Origin of the sequence: Denitrobaculum tricleocarpae, from assembly GCF_007004665.1 — a bacterium.
Lineage (GTDB): Bacteria > Pseudomonadota > Alphaproteobacteria > Kiloniellales > Kiloniellaceae > Denitrobaculum > Denitrobaculum tricleocarpae.
In genome coordinates this window covers 861,480-879,163 of sequence record NZ_ML660052.1, presented here as the reverse complement: position 1 = coordinate 879,163, position 17,684 = coordinate 861,480, and the positions used below count along the sequence as shown (strand labels likewise).

Sequence of the window (17,684 nt, the reverse complement as noted above, 5' to 3'; positions counted from 1 at the left end):
TCACCCGTGCCCCGCGCTTGCACTGGCCAGATCCTCGTGCGGCAGACCGTCCTGAGACGGTGCGGCGACCAGCCGGTCCTGTTGATCGAAAACAAAGAAGCTGTGCGGATCCAGATAGACCGGAACCTTGTCGCCCACCTCGACGCGGTGCACGCCGTGGGTCAGCGCCACCCAGCGCAAACCCTCCGTCTCCACATGAATAAAGCTTTCGGACCCGGTGATCTCCGTCGTTGAAACCCGGGTCTCCTGCACCAACGTTTCTCCGCCGGGTGCGTGCAGCATCAGGTGATGCGGGCGGATGGCCACCTTATAGGCCCCGTCCGCAAGGCCCGCGAGTTCACCCGACACCGCAACCGAAGCCCCGCCGAAAGCAAAGGCAGCGCCGGACTTGGTCATGGGGACGATGTTCATGGGCGGATCGGAGAAGGTCTGCGCGGTGATCAGGTCGGCAGGACGATTATAGACATCGATGGTCGGCCCGAATTGCGAGACCCGCCCCTCGGACAGCGCCGCGGTCTTGCCGCCCAGCAGCAATGCCTCGTGAGGTTCCGTTGTGGCGTAGACGAAAACCGCGCCGGTCTCGGCAAAGATTTTCGGCAGCTCCACCCGCAGCTCCTCGCGCAGCTTATAGTCCAGATTGGCCAGGGGTTCGTCCAGCAGCACCAGATCGGCGCCCTTGACCAGCGCCCGCGCCAGGGCCGTACGCTGCTGCTGCCCCCCCGAGAGGTTGAGCGGCGTGCGGTCGAGAAAGTCCGAGAGTTTCATCAGGGAAGCCGCCTCGCGCACCTTGCGGTCGATGGTTTCCCCGTCGACACCGGCCACGCGCATGGGCGAAGCGATGTTTTCGTAGACCGTCATGGCCGGATAATTGATGAACTGCTGATAGACCATGGCGACGTTGCGCTTCTGAACCGGCATGCCCACGACGCTCTCGCCGTTAAAGTGGATATCGCCGGAGGTCGGCTTGTCCAGACCGGCCATCAGGCGCATCAGCGAGGTTTTCCCGGACAGGGTCGGCCCGAGCAAAACGTTGAGCGAGCCCTTATCGAAACGCAAGCTCACATCACTGATATGATCCTGGTTTCCGACCCGTTTACTGACGTTCATCAGCTCAAGCATACCAAACGAGTTCCTCTTCTATTCCACCGCCATGGCCCTTTTCATGCCAGGCGACGGCCCCCAATCGGTCGTTTTTCAAACCCAAACAATCCGGCTTCAAAAACAAGTCACCCGGCCCGGCGGCCGGCAAGCGCATGCTGTGCCAGCCAGCTTTCGATCCGCGCGGCGGTTTCCTTGGAAACATGCAGCCCCAGTTTCGAGCGCCGCCACAGCAGGTCTGCCCCCTCGACCAACCATTCCTGCTCGACCAGATAACTCAGTTCCGCTTCGTAAATGCCGTCGCCCAGCTCCTGTCCCAGACCGCTGAGATCCTTGGCATCGCCGAGAATCATCGCGGCGCGCGCGCCGTAGTTGCGGGCGTAACGCCAGGCGAGCTCCTGCGGCAGCCAGGCATGCTGCTTTTTGAAGCGTTCGACGAAAGCATCGAAATCGACATCGCCGTAATGCGTGCCGATATCGCCGCCGGGCAACATGGCCGTCGCGGTCCAGTCCGGCGCGCTGCAGGCGATCAGCGGACAGAGTTTTTCCATGGCATGCTCAGCCAGTTTGCGGAAGGTTGTGATCTTGCCGCCGAAGACCGAAAGCATCGGTGCCCGGCCCGCCTGTTCATCCAGATCGAGCACGTAGTCACGGGTGATGGTCGAGGCGTTCTGCGAGGCGTCGTCGTACAGCGGCCGGACGCCGGAGTAGGTCCAGACCACGTCCTTGGGCGCGATTTCGGACTTGAAGTACTCGTTGACCGCGTTGCAGAGGTAGCTGATCTCGTCCTCGGAACAGGCGACCTGCGCCGGGTCGCCCTCATACTCCACATCGGTCGTGCCGACGAGGGTGTAGTCCTCCTCGTAGGGTATGGCGAAGACGATGCGGCCGTCGGGATTCTGAAAGATGTAAGAGTAGTCATGATCGAACATGGCCGGCACGACGATGTGGCTGCCTTTGATCATCCTCAGTCCGGCCGCGCGGTTGGAGCCGACCCGCTGTTCGAGCACCGAAGCCACCCAGGGACCGGCGGCGTTGACCAGCGCCCGTGCGCTGACCTTGCGCATCTGGCCGCTGAGCAGATCCCGCAGTTCGATCTCCCAGAGTTCGTCCACCCGGCGGGCCGAAACGCATTCGGTGCGGGTGAGAACCTCGGCACCGCGCTCGCGGGCGTCGATCGCGTTGAGCACGACCAGCCGCGCATCCTGGACCCAGCAGTCCGAATAGACGAAGCCCTTGGTCATATCGTCCTTGAGCGGACCGCCGGAAGGATGATCCGCCAGCTTCACGCCCTCGGATCCAGGCAGCAGTTTGCGGCCGCCGAGATGATCGTAAAGAAAGAGACCGAGCCGGATCATCCAGGCCGGGCGCAGAGATTTGTTGTGCGGCAGGACAAAGCGCATGGGCCAGATAATGTGCGGCGCCGCGCGCAGCAGAACCTCGCGCTCCATCAGGGATTCGCGCACCAGCCGGAATTCATACTGTTCGAGATAACGCAGGCCGCCGTGGATCAGCTTGGTGCTGGCGGAAGAGGTGCCGCTGCCAAGGTCGCTCTTTTCACAAAGCAAAACCGAAAGGCCCCGGCCCGCGGCATCGCGTGCGATCCCGGTCCCGTTCACCCCACCGCCGATAACGACGATATCGAGTGGCTTGTCTTGCGCCACTGGCCGTTTCTCCCCATGAGCTATGTTTTCGCGCCGTTCAGATCGGCTGCTTGAAACTTGCTTGTCGTTAACCTACGCGGATGAAGAAATTTTGACAATCGAAAATTTTATCAGTGAAAATGAAAATAACGAAAGTTATTGAAAACGATTTCAAAGATTGCGGCACGCTGGATCCGCCATGCGCATTAAACGGAGTCGGCAATATGCAGAGTCACGTCCGCTTCCTTCAGGATCGCACACATTTCCTTGTCGGGGCGCCGGTCGGTGAAGAGGGCGTCGATCTGCGAGACATGGCCCAGGCGGACCATGGCATTACGGCCGAACTTGGTAGTGTCCGCCGCCATAAAGACCGCGCGGGAATTCTGGATAATGGCCTTGGCCACCCGCACTTCGCGGTAATCGAAGTCGAGCAACGTCCCATCGTTGTCGATGCCCGAAATTCCGATAATCCCGAAATCCACCTTGAACTGATTGATGAAGTCGATCGTCGCCTCGCCGGTGATTCCCTGATCCCGGCTGCGCACCACACCGCCCGCGATGATCACCTCGAAACTGGGATTAGCCGCCAGAATCCGGGCAACGTTGAGGTTGTTCGTGATGATCCGCAGGTCACGGTGATTGAGCAGTGCCTTGGCGATTTCCTCGGTCGTCGTGCCGATGTTGATAAAGAGCGACGCCTGCGCGGGGATGTGCTTGACCAGCGCCGCCGCGATCCGCCGCTTCTCATTCAGGCTCTTGATCTGCCGGCTGTCGTAGGATTCGTTCTCGACCGAAGACGACAGACCGACCCCGCCGTGATAACGCCGCAGCAGCGACATCTCGCTGAGTTGGTTGACGTCGCTGCGGATCGTTTGCGCCGTCACGTCGAAGAGCTGCGCCAGAGATTCGATCGCGACGAAGCCCTCCTTTCGGACGACTTCCAGAATGCGTTGCTGACGCTGGCTCAGGTTCAACATATGGACCGATTTTCATCTATGAAGGGTCTGTAAAATAGTGGCAGTAAAGATATACACATTGGTGATGTTTTTCGAATCCGAAAATTCTGTCCGCTGCGCAAGGCGCCTTCTCTAAACATCAGCTACTGCGAAAACCGCTGCGACCGCTTGCGCAGGGCACGGATTACGGGCGGCAGAAACCAGATACAGAGTGTCATGATTCCAAGGAACAACGCGATCGGGCGCGAGAAGAAACCCAGAAGATCGCCGTCTGCTTTGATCATGGAAGACATGAAGTTGTCCTCGAGCATGGTCCCCAGCACGATGCCCAGGATGGTCGGCGCAATTGGAAAGCCGTTTTCTTCCATAATGTAGGCCAGCAGACCCAGAACCAGCATGATCGAGATGCCGAAGACCGTATTGTTGATGGCGAAGGCACCGACGATGCAGAACATCAGGATGATCGGCATCAGGATTGGCTGCGGCATGCGCAAGACCTGCCGCGCCAGCCTGATCGCGAGAAATCCCAGCGGCAGAAGCGCCAGATTGGCCAGGAAGAAAGCCACGAAGACGGCATAGATCAGTTCCGGCTGATTGAGAAAAACCGTCGGTCCCGGGTTCATTCCCTTCATGTAGAGAACCCCGATGACGATGGCGGTGATGGAGTCGCCGGGGATGCCGAACACCAGCGCCGGCACCCAGGCACCGCTCAGTCCGGCGTTGTTGGCGCTGCCGCTGTCGACCAGGCCCTCGACATGGCCGCTGCCGAACTTCTCCGGCTCACGGCTGAACCTCTTGGAGACCGCGTAGGCCACCCAGGCGGCGATATCGGCCCCTGCCCCCGGCAGGACCCCGATGGCCGTCCCGATCGCACCGCCGCGCAGAAGGTTGAGCTTGTAGCGTCCCAGAATCGCCCCCAATCCCCGGAAGACATTCCCGATCGATTGCTGAGGCACCTGCGGCTTTTGGCGGCTGGATGCCACGTAGCGCAGAACCTCCGAGACCGCGAACATGCCGATCATCGCCGGGATGAAGGAGATCCCGCCCATCATCTCCACCGAGCCAAAGGTAAAGCGCGGATGACCGGCGGTGATGTCGATCCCGATGGTCGAGATGAAGAGCCCGATCAACAGTGAAACCGCGCCTTTCAGGACAGACCCGGTGGAGATCATCACCGCACAGCTCAAACCGAGGCAGGCCAGCCAGAAGTACTCGAAAGAGCTGAACTGAATGGCGAATTCCGCCAGCAACGGTGCAGTGGTGGCCAGCACCAACGTACCGAGCAGGCCGCCGATCACCGCGCAAACCAGGCTCGTGCCCAGGGCCTTCTCCGCCTGCCCCTTTGCGGTCAGGGCGTGGGCTTCGTCCGCATAGGCGGCGGAGGCCGGGGTGCCGGGGATGCGCAGCAGACAGCCCGGGATGTCGCCGGCGAAGATCGCCATAGCGACAGTCGTCACGATCGCTGCGATGGCAGGCACCGGATCCATGAAAAAGGTGATCGGGATCAGGAGCGCGGTCGCCATGGTCGCCGTCAGGCCGGGAATCGAGCCGACAAAGAGACCGAAGAGCGCCGCCCCAAGCATGACCATCAGAACGTAAGGCGTGAAGACCAGATCGATAGCGGTGAGAAGAACATCCATATCAACGTCCTACCAGGCAATCGGCTGCAGCAGGCCCCAGGGCAGCGGAACCAGAAGGAAACGGGCAAAGACCGTATGAATGATCAGGCTGGTGGCGCAGGCAATTCCGAGCGCGGCCAGGGGGCCGACGGAGAAGCGGCGCAGCAGCACGAAAAGAATGAGCGCCGCTGTCGGCAAAAAGCCCAGAAACTCGGAAACGAGGATGTAAAAAATCAGCGCCAGGGGAACCAGCGCAAAGGTGACGAGCTTGTGCCAGTCCTTGGCCCAGTCACCGGATTCAAACCAGGGCGTTTTGCGCCGCGCGGCCCAGCCCCTAAGCGTCAAAAGCAAGCCACAGACCGCAAGTCCGCTGGCAATCAGAACCGGGAAAAGATCCGGCCCATAGCTCTGCCCGAAGGTTGCCGGAAAGGTCTGGCTGTAGGCAATGACGGCAAAAGCAAAGATCAGCAGGACAATGCCGAAAATGGCGTCATTCAGGCGCATAGAGGAAGCTCGTCAATCAGTTCGGAACCCGGCTCGAAGTCAGCCGGGTTCCCTCTGCTGTCGCGTCTTGTCGATAAAATCAGCGGCTACTTCGCCAGACCGACCGCCTTCATGACCGAGCCGAGACCGGCGTCGCTCTCGGACATCCAGGTCGCGAACTCGGCCTCCGGCTTCCAGACCAGACCGAAGCCGCGGTCTTCCATGAACTTCTGGAACTCGGCTGATTTCCAGACCTTCTCGAAGGCCGGCACCAGCTTGCCTGTCACCTCTTCCGGCAGACCTTTGGGGCCGGCCAGTCCACGCCAGGCGGCGAGCTTCCAGTCCAGATCGGCGGATTCCTTCAAGGTCGGCACGTCGGGAAAGGCACCCAGCCGTTCATCGCCCATGATCGCCAGAGACCGTACTTTGCCCGCATCGATCAAAGCCGCGGCCTCGACCACCGAGCAGGTGACGAAGTCGACACCACCTGCCGCCAATTCCTGCAGGCCCGCGGCAGCCCCCTTGGACGGAACCCAAGGCACAGCCGCCGGCTCGATCCCGGCGTCGTTCAGCATCCCGGCAAGCGCCAGATGCCAGATGCCGCCCTGCCCGGTGCCCGAGCCTTTGTACTTGCCGGGGTTGGCCTTGATCGCGTCGATAACCTCGGCAGCCGACTGATAGGGCGAATCGGCCCGCACCTGAAGGCCCGCCGGGTCGGCGTTGTAGAGCGCGATCGGCGTGTATGACATGTGATCGAGGTCGGTCAGGCCCGCCCAGTGCATCATGCCGACTTCCACGGTGATGACGCCCAGGGTGTAGCCGTCCGGCTTGGCGTTCGCGATGGCCGAATGCCCGACGACGCCGCTGCCGCCGGTCCGGTTGACCACGTTGACCGGCTGGCCCAGTTCCTTCTCCAACAGACTGCCGATCATACGGCCGGTCGCGTCGGTTCCCCCGCCCGCGCCCCAGGGCACGATCAGAGTTATGGGGCGTTCGGGCCACTCCGCCTGCGCAGCGCCCGCGGCGAGCAGCGCAAACCCGCCCAAAATCATCCCGGCCACACGGCCGAAAGTCCGTCTTCTCAGCATTCTTTCCTCCCTTGATAAAGCATTTCGCGTTTGTTTTTCTTATCCGATTTCGACAAGTGTAATCGCTTTTTTACCCGCAGCGTTAGGTCTTTTACGTCCCTACTTTCGGTCAGCAGCAGAGTTGGACAGCGCCGTGTCGTCCCGAACGGGCAGAGATAAAGCGGTTTCCTATATCCTGATGTGAAGCACGAGCGCTTCACTCGCACGGAGGTCCGCATCGCGCACCCGATTCTCCGGCCAGGGCAGGACCATTGTTCTCAAAGACCGCGGCGAGGAAATCCATCGTGGCGCGAATGCGCGCGGAACGGCGCAGATCCTCGTGGGTCACCAGCCAGATTTCCTGCATGATATTGGCCTTGTCCTCCAGGACCCGGACAAGGCCGCCTTCCCGCTCGGCCAGAAAAGCCGAGGTTCCGCCGACGCCCAGGCCAGCTTTCATAGCCGCGACATGAACCATCAGGCCGTTAGACCGGAACACGTAGCGTTCACGCGGCGCGAGGCGCTCCATGGCCTTCGCCGTTCCCGAGACGATCGCCGCTTCGTCGAAGCCGACGATATCGTGTTCGCGGAGATCCCGGAAGCGTTGGGGCGTGCCATGCTTTTCGAGATATTCAGGCGATGCGAAGAACCCCAAGCCATGCTCACCAACCTTCCGCGCCACCAGATCCGGTTGATCGGGCCGGAACATGCGCACCGCGATATCCGCTTCGCGGCGCACCAGATTGGCCGAGGCGTTATCGACAATGAGTTCAATGCGGATCTTGGGATAGCTTCGGGAGAAAGCCGCGAACTCCTCCGCCAGCCATTCCGCGAAGAGCTCGATGACGGAGACCCGCACCGCACCCTCGGGCGCGGCATCGGCACCAAGGGTAAAGCGTTCGATCGACAGCGCCTCCAGCTCCATGCGCCGCACCCGCTCCAGCAGATCCTCTCCGGCTTCGGTCAGCTCCAAACCGCGCGGCACCCGATTGAAGAGCCGGGCTTTCAGATGGGCTTCAAGAGCACCGATCCGCCGGGAGATGGTAGGCTGGCTGACCTGCAGGCGTTTGGCGCCCGCAGAGAGGCTGCCCGCCTCTGCGACAACCGCGAAATCCCGAAGTCCATCCCACTCAAGCATGCAAATTATTGTATGGCAGATCTACTTATTTTGCCAGTTTCTATTCATATTTTTAGTGCTACGTTTCTTTAAGACAAGCTAGTGCATGTCGCGTCCAGCTGCGCTCTGCGGCTCTTCCGAACGCCTTGTGCTCCGCAAACGCTGCCTCGGATATGTCGTGGAACAGGTTTGTTCGACTGAACGCGACGCGCACTAAACGCTTGATTCGAAATCTCATCGAGGGATCAGCACGATGTCGGGCAACTCATTAGCACCCGCGTTTTTCCCGGTTACGGACATAACCCCCGGCAGGAAAGCGCTTCCAGCGAATTCACGCCGCAGCTCGAACCCTGCACGCCGCGCACATATAGCGCCGCACGGCAAAACCAGACGAGAAGACGACCGGTCAGGTGTCTTCCACGAACGGCGGTCATCGCAGACACGGCGGGTATCCTTGGCGGCCACCCCCCAGCCGGCCGGAGCGAAAGCAACGGCCTGTGATCGTGTCGCGGTGATCGCCCGCAGCTTCTGCTGGCTGGCGATTGTTGGCTACCTCGTCGTGTTGTCGCTTGAGATCGCGAACCTCTACGCGCACTAGGTTGAGGACTCCTATTCCTTGATGGCCTTGATCGTATTTTAACAGGCTTTAGGCAGGAGAAGCCTCGAAAGCGGGCCTGTCGGGCCCGGTGAGAGGGTTCGACGCCCCTAAAGCCTGCTAAAATACGACCCCAGAGGGGCGGCAAGATTATGAGTTCTGGGCAGCGTCGTGTCGTCAGTCACGATGCTACGGCATCGCTCCATTCCTAACTCCTTGCCAGAAAACATAATTTTGTCGTCAAGACCGTCAAAGAATATGAGTTCCCAACCTAGACTGGATTTATAGGTGAGATAGGTTGCCTTCGGCGGTTCTATCTAATCTTGATCTGACCTAGCCCGAAGCAAGATGGTCCAAGGTTGCTTGAGCAAGCAGCCCCGCGCCGGTGTCAAACAAATCCAAATGCAGGTCGGGGTCGGTCAACTCCAACTCCGTGCAGATGAAATCTTCTCCGCGCATGACACCGTCGATGCGGCAGCAGATCAAAGGTCGGCGAATCCACGCCAAAATGTCTTCAGCTGCCCTGACGGCACCGAGTGGCGGCTGAAGAACCCTGATTGTCGGATCAAAGCGACTGTTAATCCGGAACTCGCCCGGCTTTGGCTTGGCATGCACCGCGAAGGCCACACGTCCGCCGATGCAGGTGATCTTCCACTCTCCCGCCGCTATTTCCGGCAGGAACGCCTGCGCGAGGAACGGCCGGCCGGGCGCTTCACGTCGCGCGTCACAAAGCTGGCCTTCGAAATCCGCCTCGCTGCAAAGCCGCACACCCGTACCGCTGCCGCCGAAAGCAGGCTTCAAAACGATTTTTTCCGAATCCAACCGTGAAAACATCTCCGCAGGTGCCTCAGGCATCAGCCCGCAGGTCGGCGGCACCGGGACCCCCGACTGCGTCACCTCGTTCAGGGTGCGTTTGTCATTGTTCCAGATGACCAATTCGGGTGGGTTCTCAATATTGCCCTTCAAGCTCGAGACCCGTGCGACCCAGGCGGCAAAGCCGCCGGGATCATCCTGGTAGTCCCAGGTCTGCCTCAAGAGAATCAGGTCACTGTCCAGGAACGCCTCAATCGGTGCCTCGTTCCAGGCCGGCGTCTGCACATCGCAGCCCTTCGACCGCAAAGCGTCAGCATAGGCCGAATTCGAGGCAGAGAGCCGCGGATACTTGGCACAGGTCGCAAGAATAATGCGAGGCACGCGTCTTCTCTCGGCGCCTAGATTTCAGGAGGTCACATCGACAGCAGCAATTGGTATCCGAACCCGGCCAGCAGGCTGCCGATGAAGGCCAGCAGCAGGTACCAGGCAAACACGGTCTTGCGCACCAGGGCGTAGACCGCCATGGCCGCCGGGATCGAGGTCGCGCCGCCCGCAACAAGGAAGGTAATGGCGGCGCCGGGGGCCATGCCCATGGACATCAGTTCGCCCACCAACGGGATCGCGGCAAAACCGTTGAGGTAGGCGGGCACGCCGACGGCCGCCGCCAGCGGGATCGCCAGCAGGCCCTGATCCGCGCCCAGGGAAGAGGCAATCAGGTTGGGCGGCATCCAGGCCACCATCAGACTTTCGATCGCGAAGGCCAGCAGCAGCCACTTGGTGAGAAAGAGACCGACATCGCGCGCCTCGCCCGAGAAGGCCGACCAGCGCTCGCTCTCCTTCCAGAAGGCCCAGCGCACGCCCTCTGTCGAGGTCAGGGATTTCGAGCCGCAGCCGCCGCAGGTGGCAATGCCTTTGAGCGGATCGGCAAAGGCGCCCGCGCGCTGTAGCCAGAGAGTCGCGAATCCCGCCATGAGCCCGAGAGCAAAGGCCGTCACCAGCTTGACCATGGCAAACTCCATGGAAATGGTCGCGCCCAGCAGGATGAACTGCTCCGGATCCATCAGCGGGGACGAGAGCCAGAAGGCCGCCACCACCGGCAGCGGAACCCCAGCCGCCAGCAAAGCCGCAACCAGAGGCACGACCCCGCAGGAACAGAAGGGCGAGAGCGATCCGGCCGCCGCCGCCACAAGAATACCCATCGCGGGAGAGCGCGAAACGACAGCGCCGATCAGCCGGTCGGCGCCGGCAGCCTTCAGCCAGGCAGCCATCAAGACCGAGAGCAGAAGAAAAGGCGCGATCCAGAGAAAAGCATCGATGACAAAGGAAACGCTGTCCATCGCCTGCGCGGGAAGTGCGACGGCGAGCACCGCAAACAGCAGAAAAAACGTCAACCAGACCCGGTCCAGACGCCAGACCCGGCCCCCAAGACCCACTACACGTTCGACCAGAACCGTCACGGCCTAACTCTCCTGTTTTACAATCGATAATTCCAGAATCATCGAAGTTTCACGTCAAAAAAAGGGCGCTCAGCCGGCATCCCTGCTCTGCTGCGCAGGTCCAAGCCCTTCGCAGCATTCCTCGGTCATAAAATCGATCAGCGACTGCATGAGCGCGAAATCCGGGCGACAGCGCAAAACCCGTCCCTCGCGCTCCTGATGCACAAGACCCGCATTCACCAGATGCGAGATGTGGTGCGACAGTGTCGAGGCCGGAACGTTCAAGTGTTCCTGCAGATCGCCCACCGCGAGCCCGGCCTTGCCCGCCTTCACCAGAAGCCGGAAGACCTCCAGCCGGGTCGGGTTGCCCAGCTTGTCGAGACAGCGTGCTGCTTGCAGAATTTCCATGACGCCATTAAAGGCCAGGTATTCTTCCGAGTCAACAATATTTCTAGAATTATCGAAATAATAGCTCGAAGACAGGTTTTTTACTGGCGCTAACGGCGCTCGGACAGAGCAAGTTTCCGTCGGACCACGCTGATAAGGCGTGGGCTTACGCGGCGAAGGCTGAATCCGCGCCGACGAACCACCCGGGCAAGAAGGAGAAGGGCCAGACCGAACCCCAGCAGAGCGAGACCGGCCGGTTCGGCGATGACGACAAGCTGCCCGCGGATCTCCCCGCCTGGGAAATTGGGGAAGCTATGAACATTGACGTAAAGACTCTCAAGTGCGAGCTGGTTCAAAAAAGCTTCCGCCGTGAGACCGGTGACGAGACTGTCCAGCGGACCGAACGAGCTCAGCCGGAAGCCATCTCCGTCTTCGGAATAGAGCACCCGGTCGTTGAAAGGCGCGACGATGGGTCCGTTGGCACCCCGAGCCGCGCTGTGCAGGTGGACCGGGCCGGCGGCGCCGAAGGCCAAACCGCTCCCATCCGGAAAAGTGATATCGGTGAGCGTGATCCCGGACACCCGCAGCTCGAATCTGTAGGTGCCGCTGTCACTATCATAGCTGAAGTCCGCCCGTCCGGAGGCATCGGAGAAGCCGGGCGGCACTTCCTGCCCTGAATCAAGCACGGCGCTGGCCGAGATAACGCCCGCTTTCGTGGCCTCTCCGCTCGCCAGCATGACGGCGAGTGAAAACGCGGCAGCCAGAGCATATCTGGCTGGTCCGGAGATCCCCTTCTCAGGATGACAGCGCAGCAAAGTTCTTCCCGATCAAGACGCGAACGACAGGCTATCGAAAACCAAAGAGAAAATACTAGCAGGGAAACGCTGCAGCCAGGCCGTGTACTTCCTGTGGCATTTAGCGTCTTAGGTGAAGAAAGCCAGATTCCTCGGGCGCTTCAGCCTCGACAACTTCCACCGAGACCACCTTTGCTGCGGGAGGGCCGCGCCAGCAGGCTTCGATCATGGCATCTACCGCAACAGCTTCGCCGGAAAAGAGAGCTTCGACAGACCCGTCAGGGCAGTTGCGCACCCATCCGTCCAATCCAAGCTTCCCTGCCTCCCGCTCGGTCCAGCCGCGAAACCAGACGCCCTGAACCCGCCCGGAAATCACGGCGCGAAGAGTCTTTACGGAGGAGGTCATGCCGGATCCTCCTGCGAGTGCGGTGCTGCCCCGGGCAGGTGCGCGCCAGACAAGTCCGCATCGGGATAGAGCGCGGCAAAGGCCAGAACAATAGCGCGCCGCGCCGCAGTCTCCCATTCGCCGCGCCGCAGCCAGTGATCCTCGACCGTGATCGCGGGCGACTCCCGGTCTTCATGGACCAGTTTGTTGCGCAGGTCCTGCAACCAACGCCGGGCCTTTCGGTACCCCGGATCTTGCTGTCTATCGTCTATTTGCGCCCTCTCGGCCTGCGCCTCGATAATGGCAGCGGCGAGAATCACCACTGCCGAAAAGGCCCCGGCGCAAAAGCTGGACTGAAGATCGATCATCAGCGCGCAGGCCTGCTCGCTTGGCGCAGGTGCGCCGCTTTGCCCGGCCGTCGCCTCGAGATCCTCGAACCAGAACCTCCGTTCGGACCAGACTTCGTCGCTGGGTAGTTCCAGCTGTTCCATATTGCACAGGCTCCCGGCGCACACTAGATTTGCGGGGCACATCGAACCGGCGCCCCAAAACCTCATCACAATTTGAAACCTAACGCGGAACGCGCGAATGCTCTACGTCGTACGTCATGGCCAGACCGAATGGAATGTCGAAGCACGCTTTCAAGGCCAGCAGGATTCCCCGCTCAGCGTGCTGGGTCAACAACAGGCCCTTAATGCCGCTGCTTTCCTGGCGAGCGCCGGGATCGAAGAGCTCTACGCCAGCCCGCTTGAGCGCGCCTGGAAAACCGCCGGGGCCATCGCCGAAACTATCGGGCGGGAGCGCCGCCCCGAAGACCGCCTTAAGGAATGCGGTTTCGGCGCCTGCGAAGGCATGACCCTGGAAGAAATCGAAGTGGCCTTTCCAGGCAAAACCGCTTGGCGGGACGCCGACCGCTGGAACCGCCCGTACCCGGATGGAGAAAGCTATGCCGATGTCGTACAGCGGGTCAGGAGCTTCGCGGAGGAAAACCTGCGACCTGCCCTGCGGCCGGATGGACCGGTGATCTGCACCGTTGCCCATGGCATGCTCAACCGCTGTCTGGTCGGTTATCTCTGCGGCTGGTCGCGGGAAGAGACCATGACCGCCCATCAGGACAACGATGAAATTTTCATGCTGTCCGATGAGAGCGCCGCGCGGGTCCGGGTTCCCGGCGTTTGAAAGTCACCTATCCGCGCAGGAGGGATAGAAAACTTGCAGCCGCATGGAATTCGCCGCGCAGGCCCGCATGGCGGGCCGCCGCTTCGGAATCCTCGCCCCAGAACTCGATCTGAAAAAGCTCGTCGAGCAGCGCCGCGGTGAAGGCCTCGTCCGCACTCAGACGCCGTTGGAGCAATGCCAGTCCGATCACCAGCGACCCCCCTGCGGACACCACCGTGTGTAAGGCGGTCAAAGCCATGTCGTCGAGGTTTTCGATCGCATGGCGCAAAGCTTCGACGGACGCCGCCGGCTGGGGTTTGGACAAAATGCCCGGAATGACGATCAGCGGCGCGTCAAAACTCAAGGTCACCCAGTCCAGCAAGGGCTGCCAGTGTTCCTGCTGCCGCGACACCAGCTCGGGGGGCTCTTCGGCCCAGTAGCAGACCAGATCGTGTTCGGCAAAGGCCGCCGTTGTCTCGACCGCGTGGGCCCGTTCCTGGTGGACCCAATCGATGGCGGTGCAAGCCAGGGTCATCATCGGCATGGTCTGCGCATCGATCGTTTCGCCCTGCGCGTTCCACTCGGATGCGACCGCCTCGGCCAGGCTGTGGGTTGGAAGCTGTAACGCCGCTTTGTTGGGTGTGCGCAGAATCCGGCCGTCGAGAGCGACGGTAAATCCGGCACTTTCTCCCTCTTTCGAAGAAACAACTTCAGCTTTTTTATAAAAGCGTTTGATACTACTTGAAGTGCTCATACGATTCCGTTATCTGCCTGCAGCCGCCGAGCCCCCCGCATCGACAGATTACTCCTTTCGCGCGCTCTCCGACAGCGCGTCGAGAAGTTCACTGAAAGATTGCACAATGCGCGACGCGCCATTGGCCGAGAGTTCCTCGGTGCCATGGTATCCCCAGGAAACACCGATCCCCTGCGCGCCGGCGTTCTGCGCCAGCAACATGTCATAAGTGGTGTCACCGATCATCACCGTATTTTCCGGTGCGACACCGGTCTCATCCATGGCCTGTTGCAGGATCTCGGGATGGGGCTTGCTCGGGCCGTCGTCCGCTGTCTTCAAGGTCGTAAAGTGATGGTGCAATCCATGAACTTCGAGGCTGTGCAGCAGGCCACGGCGGTTCTTGCCCGTCGCGATGCCAAGCCAGATCTCCGGCTGGTCCAGGGCTGCAATGGTCTCGCGCACGCCTTCGAACAGAGGCTCGTCGTAACTGCCGCTCTCGCGAACCGCATAGGCGCGCTCACGGTAAGCACCCGCGACCCGGACCGCGAGGTCTCTGTCGTCGGGATCCGGCAGGAGGGACGCGATGGCATATTCCAAGGCCAGCCCGACGGAGCGGCGAATGGCATCCGGCGTGGGCACCGGCAGGTCGTGGTGCGCGAAAGCGCCCGACATGCAGTCAATGATCACCCGCTGGCTATCCACCAGGGTGCCGTCGAAGTCGAAGACGATCAGACGAGGTGTCATTGCCGAGGCGTTCGCGTGGTCAGGCATAATGATTTCAGCAATGTCCGAGTGTTATCAATGGACGCTCACCCACCGTGGCGCCATGCGCGAAGGACGGCGAGCTTAGCAACCGCGACCGGCTGCGCCAAGGAAGCGTTAAAGGTCCGGCGTATCTGGTGATGGCGCTCATCGCGGAATCTTTGTCGATGGCGCTTATCGCGCCATGGAATCCGGTTTCCGCTTTTCCAGGTCCAGCGCATCGGCATAGGTCGCCAGATCGTTCGCGACGTTTTCGCCGTGCCTGATGTCAAAGTGGAATGCCTTCCAGGCCGCCTGCATATCCGCCGGCAGCGGCGCAGCGATCCGAAGGGTCGTACCGTCATCCGGATGCGGCAAGGCGATCTCCTGAGCGTGGAGCATCAGGCGTTTGGGAAAGTCGGGTTTCGCCGGGAAGGCCTGCTTGCCGCCGTACTTGCCATCACCCACGATCGGCATGCCCATCTCCGCGCAGTGGACGCGCAGCTGATGGGTCCGCCCGGTCAGAGGCATCAGCGCGAGCCAGGTCAGCCCGCGGCTTTTCCCCTTCCCCGTGGCAATTGTCTGGTAAAGCGTCAGCGCGCGTTTGCCTGCCGGGCCCAGGGCGGCAACCTTCTCCATGCCCCCCTCCGAAGCCGCCTTGCCCAGCGACATGTCGATCACACCGCGCGCCTTGGGGGGCTTTCCGACCACCACGGCCCAATAGATCTTGCGGGCGTCCTTCCCGCGGAAAGCCGCGGTCAGATCGCGGGCCGCCGCGCCGGTACGCGCCAGCAGCAGCACGCCGCTGGTGTCCCGGTCGAGCCGGTGAACGAGCTTGGGACGGTCCTTGCGGTCGAAGATCAGGCCGTCGAGCATGGCGTCCACATGTCGGCTTTGTCCGGTCCCGCCCTGCACCGCAAGCCCGCTGGGTTTGTTGATCGCTAGGACCCAATCATCCTTGAAGATAACCGCATCCTGCAAGGCCTTGATATCCTTGCTCGAGGCAGCGGTCTTCCTGACCGCGCGCGCTCCCGCTTCGGGCGAGCGGCCCGGACCGGCCGCAAGAGGCGGCACACGGACGACCTGTCCGGCTTCAACCCGCGCCGAGGACTTCGCGCGCTTGCCGTCCAGGCGCACCTGCCCGGTCCGCAGCAGCTTCTCGACCTGGCCCTGGGTCACGTCCGCATAGCGGCGCTTTAGCCAGCGGTCCAGGCGGTCGCCGGATTCTTCGCTGCTTACGGTCACCATTTCGACAGGCATAATAGGCTTATCCTAAAATCGTTCGGAACAACTGGAGCCCCGCAAAGAACCCAAGCACCGAGAGAATGACGGAGGCCAGCGCGTAGATGACCGCCTGTCCGGTCTCACCACGCTCAACCAGCAGCACCGTCTCCATGGAAAAAGTCGAGAAGGTCGTGAAAGCCCCGAGGCAACCGACCGTCAAAAACGCCCGCATCATCTGGGAGGGTGACCAGACAGAGGCAAAGACCTCGACCAATGCCGCCATGACGAAGGACCCGACCACATTGACCGCGAGGGTTCCGTAGGGAAAGCTGCCGCCCATCCAGTGACTGATCTGGCTGACGGCAAGATAGCGCCCGACCGCGCCAAGCGCGCCGCCCAAGGCCACCGCCAGAATAATCTGGATATGCATCTGCCACCTTTCACGCCGCTTCAGAATCGAACGCTAGAGCGCGTCATGTTTTAACGGAAACACTCTGTGTTTTCGCTAAAACATGTGAACCCCCTCTACATCATAGTGGTAGAGCAGATTCACCGGTACGACGGATCGCCGAAGGCGATTCCATCTAAACCGGATCTGCTCTAGTCGGCCCGGTCCTCAGCATTATCCTGCGCTGGGCTTGTTAGCAAACCACCCCTCCCAACGCAACGGACAGTCCCAAAAGCATCCCAGAGAAAGGCTTTTGCCGAGATCATTAAAGGTAGAAAGTTAACAGATGTTAATAACTATCTGTTTTATAAATCAGGCGGCCTCGCCTGACCGCTCTTCACTGGTCAGCCAGGTCAGGCAATTCTCGGCATTCAACAGATAGACGCCCATCCGGCCCAGTTCGCGGACGCCCTCTTCGGTGGAGTTACAGACCGCGTCGGGCACCAGCACGAGACGGAAGTCGCGGGCACTGGCCTCATAGATCGTGGCCCGGGTGCCGGTGGCGAAGCTGAAGCCGCAGATCACCAGGGTGGTCACCCCGCGCGCCTTGAGTTCCGCTTCCAGACCGGTGTCGTGGAAGGCACCCCAGCGCGGGCGGTAGAAGATGGCTTCTTTCTCGCCGATGGACTGGAACTTCCCGGCGAAGAGAAGATCCGGGTCCAGGCGGATACCGGCCTTGGGTTTGACTTCGTCGATCAATTCAGAGCCAAAACTGCCGGGCATGAGAATGCGCAGACCTTCCTCGACGGCCTGGCGCCGGCAGACGTCGACATTGGTGCCGTCAGGGCGATAGAGGCGCACCGAATGATAGATCGGCGCCCCCTGCTGACGGAAGCCGTCCACCAGGCGCTTCATGGCCGGGATGGCACGAGCCAGCCCTGCGGCCCGCACAGGCGACCCGGGAAGCGTAAAATCGCGTTGCGCGGAGAGCGTCAGAAGAGCGACGGTTTGCTTCTCGGGTAACGTGTAGTCCGGCATGCCTGTATC

Annotated in this window: 20 protein-coding genes; 2 read left to right on the top strand and 18 right to left on the bottom strand. The window is 61.2% G+C overall.

The genetic code is table 11. The features are described from left to right. From FKG95_RS04025 to FKG95_RS03995, 7 genes are all read right to left on the bottom strand, one after another. Window positions 1-1,119 carry an ABC transporter ATP-binding protein gene (locus FKG95_RS04025; protein WP_142894993.1) on the bottom strand — a complete coding sequence of 373 codons (1,119 nt, stop codon included), beginning with the start codon at window positions 1,117-1,119 and terminating at the stop codon, window positions 1-3. Window positions 1,120-1,226: 107 nt separating this feature from the next. Continuing rightward, window positions 1,227-2,762 carry a glycerol-3-phosphate dehydrogenase gene (gene glpD / locus FKG95_RS04020; RefSeq protein ID WP_142894992.1) on the bottom strand — a complete coding sequence of 512 codons (1,536 nt, stop codon included), beginning with the start codon at window positions 2,760-2,762 and terminating at the stop codon, window positions 1,227-1,229. 185 nt (window positions 2,763-2,947) lie between these two features. Then, window positions 2,948-3,718 carry a DeoR/GlpR family DNA-binding transcription regulator gene (locus FKG95_RS04015; RefSeq protein ID WP_142894991.1) on the bottom strand — a complete coding sequence of 257 codons (771 nt, stop codon included), beginning with the start codon at window positions 3,716-3,718 and terminating at the stop codon, window positions 2,948-2,950. Window positions 3,719-3,840: 122 nt separating this feature from the next. Then, complete coding sequence (locus FKG95_RS04010) at window positions 3,841-5,337, bottom strand: tripartite tricarboxylate transporter permease (RefSeq protein WP_142894990.1); 1,497 nt, start codon at window positions 5,335-5,337, stop codon at window positions 3,841-3,843. Between the two features lie 9 nt (window positions 5,338-5,346). Beyond that, window positions 5,347-5,820 carry a tripartite tricarboxylate transporter TctB family protein gene (locus FKG95_RS04005; RefSeq protein ID WP_142894989.1) on the bottom strand — a complete coding sequence of 158 codons (474 nt, stop codon included), beginning with the start codon at window positions 5,818-5,820 and terminating at the stop codon, window positions 5,347-5,349. 86 nt (window positions 5,821-5,906) lie between these two features. Next, window positions 5,907-6,887: a tripartite tricarboxylate transporter substrate binding protein gene (locus tag FKG95_RS04000; RefSeq protein ID WP_142894988.1), complete on the bottom strand. Its 981-nt coding sequence runs from the start codon at window positions 6,885-6,887 to the stop codon at window positions 5,907-5,909. Window positions 6,888-7,083: 196 nt separating this feature from the next. Beyond that, entirely contained in the window at window positions 7,084-8,004 is a 921-nt protein-coding gene (locus tag FKG95_RS03995) for a LysR family transcriptional regulator (RefSeq protein WP_142894987.1), read from the bottom strand. Window positions 8,005-8,437: 433 nt separating this feature from the next. On the opposite strand from FKG95_RS03995, the gene FKG95_RS29525 reads away from it, so the two are divergent. Beyond that, window positions 8,438-8,581, top strand: a complete 144-nt coding sequence (locus FKG95_RS29525; RefSeq protein WP_179953915.1) for a hypothetical protein — start codon at window positions 8,438-8,440, stop codon at window positions 8,579-8,581. Between the two features lie 330 nt (window positions 8,582-8,911). On the opposite strand, the gene FKG95_RS03990 is transcribed toward FKG95_RS29525, so the two are convergent. The 6 genes from FKG95_RS03990 to FKG95_RS03965 all read right to left on the bottom strand — a co-directional run bounded on the left by FKG95_RS03990 (window position 8,912) and on the right by FKG95_RS03965 (window position 12,884). Further along, window positions 8,912-9,772 carry an ATP-grasp domain-containing protein gene (locus FKG95_RS03990; protein WP_142894986.1) on the bottom strand — a complete coding sequence of 287 codons (861 nt, stop codon included), beginning with the start codon at window positions 9,770-9,772 and terminating at the stop codon, window positions 8,912-8,914. Between the two features lie 32 nt (window positions 9,773-9,804). Next, window positions 9,805-10,848, bottom strand: coding sequence for a permease (locus FKG95_RS03985; RefSeq protein ID WP_218940055.1), 1,044 nt, complete (start codon window positions 10,846-10,848; stop codon window positions 9,805-9,807). Between the two features lie 69 nt (window positions 10,849-10,917). After that, on the bottom strand, window positions 10,918-11,235 hold the full coding sequence (locus FKG95_RS03980; protein ID WP_142894985.1) for an ArsR/SmtB family transcription factor: 318 nt from the start codon (window positions 11,233-11,235) through the stop codon (window positions 10,918-10,920). Between the two features lie 89 nt (window positions 11,236-11,324). Further along, window positions 11,325-12,029: a CHRD domain-containing protein gene (locus FKG95_RS03975; protein WP_142894984.1), complete on the bottom strand. Its 705-nt coding sequence runs from the start codon at window positions 12,027-12,029 to the stop codon at window positions 11,325-11,327. Between the two features lie 100 nt (window positions 12,030-12,129). Next, entirely contained in the window at window positions 12,130-12,414 is a 285-nt protein-coding gene (locus FKG95_RS03970) for an acylphosphatase (RefSeq protein ID WP_142894983.1), read from the bottom strand. Next, window positions 12,411-12,884, bottom strand: coding sequence for a hypothetical protein (locus tag FKG95_RS03965; protein ID WP_142894982.1), 474 nt, complete (start codon window positions 12,882-12,884; stop codon window positions 12,411-12,413). The genes FKG95_RS03970 and FKG95_RS03965 overlap by 4 nt, the downstream gene beginning before the upstream one ends. Before the next feature lie 97 nt (window positions 12,885-12,981). Here FKG95_RS03965 and FKG95_RS03960 point away from each other — a divergent pair, with 97 nt between their 5' ends. Next, entirely contained in the window at window positions 12,982-13,572 is a 591-nt protein-coding gene (locus FKG95_RS03960; RefSeq protein ID WP_142894981.1) for a histidine phosphatase family protein, read from the top strand. A gap of 7 nt (window positions 13,573-13,579) precedes the next feature. Here FKG95_RS03960 and FKG95_RS03955 read toward each other — a convergent pair whose 3' ends face one another. The 5 genes from FKG95_RS03955 to FKG95_RS03935 form a co-directional block, all read right to left on the bottom strand. Then, complete coding sequence (locus tag FKG95_RS03955; protein WP_246116673.1) at window positions 13,580-14,305, bottom strand: ATP12 family chaperone protein; 726 nt, start codon at window positions 14,303-14,305, stop codon at window positions 13,580-13,582. Window positions 14,306-14,353: 48 nt separating this feature from the next. Beyond that, entirely contained in the window at window positions 14,354-15,055 is a 702-nt protein-coding gene (locus FKG95_RS03950; RefSeq protein ID WP_218940054.1) for an HAD-IA family hydrolase, read from the bottom strand. 165 nt (window positions 15,056-15,220) lie between these two features. Next, a complete protein-coding gene (locus FKG95_RS03945) occupies window positions 15,221-16,285 on the bottom strand; it encodes an RluA family pseudouridine synthase (RefSeq protein WP_142894980.1) in 1,065 nt (354 codons plus the stop codon). 7 nt (window positions 16,286-16,292) lie between these two features. After that, window positions 16,293-16,679 carry a fluoride efflux transporter CrcB gene (crcB, locus tag FKG95_RS03940; protein WP_142894979.1) on the bottom strand — a complete coding sequence of 129 codons (387 nt, stop codon included), beginning with the start codon at window positions 16,677-16,679 and terminating at the stop codon, window positions 16,293-16,295. A 330-nt stretch (window positions 16,680-17,009) separates the two neighbouring features. After that, window positions 17,010-17,675 carry a cysteine hydrolase family protein gene (locus FKG95_RS03935; protein ID WP_142894978.1) on the bottom strand — a complete coding sequence of 222 codons (666 nt, stop codon included), beginning with the start codon at window positions 17,673-17,675 and terminating at the stop codon, window positions 17,010-17,012. Window positions 17,676-17,684 lie beyond the last annotated feature (9 nt).